This is a genomic window from Hydrogenophaga sp., from assembly GCF_022844385.1.
GTDB lineage: Bacteria > Pseudomonadota > Gammaproteobacteria > Burkholderiales > Burkholderiaceae_C > Hydrogenophaga.
The window spans coordinates 1-4,675 of the sequence record NZ_JALHLX010000196.1 but is presented as its reverse complement, the minus strand read 5'-3'; the positions used below and the strand labels follow the sequence as shown (position 1 = coordinate 4,675).

The window sequence follows — 4,675 nt, the reverse complement described above, 5'->3', positions numbered from 1 at the left end:
GGGTCGTCCGAGTTCACCATGGCGCAAAGGCCTGCGTCGAGCAGGCGCTTCATGGGGTGGTCGCGCAGGTCGTTCACCACGCAGAGCTTGAGGTTGGACAGCGGGCACACGGTGAGCGGCGTTCGGCGGCGGGCGAGTTCGGTTACGAGCACCGGGTCTTCGAGCGAGCGTACGCCGTGGTCGATACGCTCGGTCTTCAGGTCGTTCAGCGCTTCCCAGATGTAGGCCGGCGGCCCTTCTTCGCCTGCGTGCGCGACGATGCGCAGGCCAAGCTCGCGGCAGCGTGAAAACACCCGCGAGAACTTGCTCGGCGGGTGGCCCACTTCGCTCGAATCCAGGCCCACGCCGATGAAATGTTCGCGGAAGGGCAAGGCCGCTTCCAGCGTGGTGAAGGCGTCTTCTTCGCTCAGGTGGCGCAGAAAACACAGGATGAGTTCGGCGCTGATGCCCAGCTCGGCCTGCGCCCGCGCACAGGCGCTGGACAGGCCCTGGATCACCGTGGCCATGGGCACACCGCGCGCGGTGTGGGTCTGCGGGTCGAAGAAGAGTTCGGCGTGCACCACGTTGTCGGCCTTGGCCCGCAGGAAGTAAGCCCAGGCCATGTCGTGGAAGTCGGCCTCATGCAGCAGCACGCTGGCGCCCGCGTAGTAAATGTCCAGAAAGCTCTGCAGGTTGGTGAAGGCGTAGGCCTCGCGCAGCGCCTCCACGCTCGCGTACGGCAGGCTCAGGCCGTTGCGCTGCGCGAGTGCAAAGATCAGCTCGGGCTCCAGCGAGCCTTCGATGTGGATGTGCAGTTCGGCCTTGGGGATGGCGGCGGCGAGTTCGGCGGCGGTCATGGTCATGTCGGATCTCTCAGCATGTGCCCAGGGCGATGCCCAGGCGTTTCAAATATCGGCGGTACGCGCTGGAGACGCGGTCAGCGGGTCCGTGCACTTCGGTCACCGGCGCGGTACGGCCGATGGGCAGGGTCTGCGGCATCTGCGATTCGACCACGGGGCGGTCCTGTGCAAACACGGTGTCTTGAAACGCAACGAGCTCCTGGTCGGTCGAGCTGTCACCCTGCGTGGCCATCACGAACCAGGCCGTGCACACCGTGTCGCCGTCGGGGCGTATGAAGAGCGCAATGGCGTTGCTCACCGGGTCGCCCTCGCTCGCGTCCTTGCGCAGGATGGCGGCGAAGGGGTGGGGCACGTCGTAACGGTAATGAATCCATGCGCCTTCGTCGGCTCCCGCGTAGGCACGGGGTTGCCAGGCGCGCGCGCCGAGCACGGCCAGGCCTTGAGCGCCCTCCTCCACCTGGCCGGTGTCCACCTTGGCATGGCTGCGTTCTCCCAGCCAGCCTTCGTGCACAAAACCGAAATGGCTGAGGTCCAGAAAGTTTTCCACCAGGCGCGGCGCGCTGGTGTTGAGTTCGTAAGGGCCACAGACGACACGGCGCCACGCAGCGTCCTCGGCAACCTCGAAGACGGGAATGTCATCGAGCGCGCCGAGTGCAGTCTGGGGCGCCTGCAGCCGAACCCACACCAGGCCGAAGCGTTCACGCGCCTCGAACACGGTGGCCACATGGCCGGCAGGCGGTGTGAAATCGGGCGCGGCCGGGATGTGCAGGCACTGACCAGTGTGGCCAAACTGCCAACCGTGGTAGGGGCACTCCAGCCGCGCACCGTGCACACCGATCAGCACCCGGCCCAGCGAGAGTTGCGCGCCGCGGTGCGGGCACTGGTCGGCCCAGGCATGCACGCGCTCACCGTCGTGCGCGGGCTCGCGCCAGAGCACGAGCGGCTGGCCCAGCAGCGCGCAGGCCACAGGCGCCTCGCGCACCTGATGGGATGCGATCACGGGGTGCCAGAGTTGCTGTTCGATCATCGGAACCTCATTCAAACAGGAAAGCCGCCCGAAGGCGGCTTTCCTTGTCAAAAAACGCAGCGCTGAATCAGTTCGGCACTTTGCCTTCGACGCCTTTGACGTAGAACTTCACGCCACCCAGGAACGCGTCGTCAGCGACCACGTCCTTGGCCAGCACTTCCTTGCCGTCCTGGCCCACGATCGGGCCTTTCCAGATCGAGAACGTACCGTCTTTCAAGCCGGCGCGGATGGTGTCAACCTTGGCTTTGGTTTCAGCAGGCACGTCCTCGGCCACCGACACCATGTCGATCGCGCCTTCCTTCACACCCCACCACACGCCGCCGGTGGTCCAGGTGCCTTCCAGGGCGTCCTTGGTGGCCTTGATGTAGTACGGCGCCCAGTTGATGATGGCCGAACCCAGGTGGGCCTTGGGGCCGTAGGCGGTCATGTCGGAGTCCCAGCCGAAGGCGCGCTTGCCCAGCTTCTCGGCAGTCTGCAGCACGGCCGACGAGTCGGTGTTCTGGAACAGCACGTCGGCGCCGCCGTTGATCAGCGAGGTCGCGGCTTCGGTTTCTTTCGGTGGATCGAACCAGCCGTTGACCCAGACCACGCTGGTGGTGACCTTGGGGTTCACCGACTGCGCGCCCATGGTGAAGCTGTTGATGTTGCGGATCACTTCCGGGATTGGAATCGAAGCCACGACGCCGAGCTTGTTGCTCTTGGTCATGCTGCCGGCGATCACGCCCGCCATGTACGCACCTTCGTAGGTGCGGCTGTCGTAGGTGCGCATGTTCTCGGCGGTCTTGTAGCCGGTGGCGTGCTCGAACTTCACGTCCTTGAAGTCGGGCGCAATCTTGAGCATGGGCTCCATGTAGCCGAAGGTGGTGCCGAAGATCAGCTTGTTGCCCTGGCCGGCCAGATCGCGGATCACGCGTTCGGCGTCGGCGCTCTCGGGCACGTTCTCCACGAAGCTGGTGACGATCTTGTCGCCGAACTCGGCTTCGAGCGCCTTGCGGCCGTTGTCGTGCGCAAAGGTCCAGCCACCGTCACCCACAGGGCCGACGTAGGCGAACGCAATCTTCAGCGGCTCGGGCTTGGGCGCCTCGACCACGGCAGGCGCGGGCGCTGCTGCGGGCACGGCTTCTTCTTTCTTGCCGCAGCCGATCAGCACGGCGCTGGTCAGTGCGGTCAGCGCCGCGACCTTCATCAGGGAACGTTTGCTCAAGTCTGTCATGGGTAAACCTCAGGGTTGAGAGGGTTGATGGAACGGAAAAAAACAAGGTTTGGAGCTTCACCCCGCAGGGTATCGGAACTGCCAGATTCTTCAAAAAATTGTCATCCGAAATTATGCGCCCGGATAAAAAGGTTTCCCGATCGAGGTGGGCATGTTGATGCGGATCCAGGTCGGGTTGCGCGAGATCAGCACCAGCACCACGATGGTGGCCACGTACGGCATCATGGTCAGGAACTGGCTGGGCACGTTGACCCCGATGCCCTGCAGGTGGAACTGCAACATGGTCACCCCGCCAAACAGATAAGCGCCGAGCAACACGCGCGCGGGCCGCCAGGTGGCAAAGGTGGTGAGCGCCAGTGCAATCCAGCCCTTGCCGGCGATCATGCCTTCCACCCACAGCGGCGTGTACACGGTGGACACATACGCGCCGGCCAGACCACACAACGCGCCACCGGCCATCACCGCCATCAGGCGGATGCGCCGCACCGGGTAACCCAGCGCGTGGGCTGATTCCGGGCTTTCCCCCACGCTGCGCAGCACCAGGCCGGCGCGCGTGCGGTACAAAAACCAGATCAGGCCGAACACCAGCGCCACGCAGGCGTAGACCATGGGGTGGTGGCGGAACAGCGCCGAGCCCAGCAGCGGAATGTCGGAGAGATACGGAATGGCGAACTGGCTTTGCTCGGGCAATTTTTCCTGTACATAGCGCGCACCGGCAAAAGCCGAGAAGCCACCGCCAAACAGGCTGAGCGCGAGGCCCGTGGCGTACTGGTTGGTGTTGAGCCAGATCACCAGGCCACCGAAGATCGCCGCCAGCAGCGCACCGGCGGCCATGCCGGCCACAAAGCCCAGCGCCGTGCTGCCGGTGTGAACCACTGCGGCGAAGCCGGCCAGCGCGGCGCACAGCATCATGCCTTCGGCACCCAGGTTGACGATGCCGGCTTTCTCGTTGATGAGCAGGCCCAGCGAGGCGATGGCCAGCACGGTGCCGGCGTTGAGCGAGGCGGCGAAGAGGAGTGCAAGAGGTTCCATGGTGCGCGGTCCTGTTGTTTATCTTTTCCACACCAGTCGATAAGCGATCAAGGTGTCGCAAGCCAGCAGCGCAAACAGCAGCAGCCCCTGAAACACCCCGGTGATCGATTTCGGCAACCCCATGCGCGACTGCGCCAGCTCACCGCCGATGTAGAACATGCTCATGAGGATGGCCGAGAACACGATGCCCACCGGATGCAACCGGCCCACGAAGGCCACGATGATCGCCGCGAATCCGTAGCCCGCCGGCACATAGGGCGTAAGCTGGCCGATGGGCCCCGCCACCTCCAGCCCACCCGCCAGCCCGGCCGCGCCGCCTGAAACAAGCAGCGCTGTCCACAGCGCCCGGCGCGACGAGAAGCCGGCGTAGCGCGCCGCCGCCGGAGCCAGGCCGCCCACCAGCTGCGCGTAACCCGCGTAGGTGCGGAACAGGAACACCCACACCGCCGCTACCCCGGCCAGCGCCAGCAGCAGGCCGATGTTCACGCGCGAGCCGTCCATGAGGCGCGGAATCTGCGTGGCCGCCTCGAAGGTCTTGGTCTGCGGGAAGTTGTAGCCCTGCGG

General features: G+C 65.2%; 5 protein-coding genes. All 5 read right to left on the bottom strand.

The window, feature by feature from the left end; all coding sequences use genetic code 11:
- The coding region (locus Q0C59_RS18820) for an adenosine deaminase (protein ID WP_291218448.1) at positions 1-836 on the bottom strand (836 nt) is incomplete at its 3' end.
- Between the two features lie 16 nt (positions 837-852).
- Positions 853-1,866 (bottom strand): aromatic ring-hydroxylating dioxygenase subunit alpha, encoded by a 1,014-nt coding sequence (locus Q0C59_RS18815; protein ID WP_291218446.1) that lies wholly within the window; start codon positions 1,864-1,866, stop codon positions 853-855.
- A gap of 67 nt (positions 1,867-1,933) precedes the next feature.
- The gene (locus Q0C59_RS18810) at positions 1,934-3,079 is read right to left on the bottom strand and encodes a BMP family ABC transporter substrate-binding protein (protein ID WP_291218443.1); all 1,146 of its coding nucleotides are present in this window, start codon (positions 3,077-3,079) and stop codon (positions 1,934-1,936) included.
- A gap of 111 nt (positions 3,080-3,190) precedes the next feature.
- On the bottom strand, positions 3,191-4,111 hold the full coding sequence (locus Q0C59_RS18805; protein ID WP_291218441.1) for an ABC transporter permease: 921 nt from the start codon (positions 4,109-4,111) through the stop codon (positions 3,191-3,193).
- 18 nt (positions 4,112-4,129) lie between these two features.
- A partial coding sequence (locus tag Q0C59_RS18800; RefSeq protein WP_407066572.1) for an ABC transporter permease occupies positions 4,130-4,675 on the bottom strand: 546 nt, incomplete at its 5' end.

Bases quoted from the DNA above. Each gene is read 5' to 3' on its own strand.
- Q0C59_RS18810 (WP_291218443.1), bottom strand. From the start codon at position 3,079: ATGACAGACTTGAGCAAACGTTCCCTGATGAAGGTCGCGGCGCTGACC.
- Q0C59_RS18805 (WP_291218441.1), bottom strand. From the start codon at position 4,111: ATGGAACCTCTTGCACTCCTCTTCGCCGCCTCGCTCAACGCCGGCACC.
- Q0C59_RS18815 (WP_291218446.1), bottom strand. From the start codon at position 1,866: ATGATCGAACAGCAACTCTGGCACCCCGTGATCGCATCCCATCAGGTG.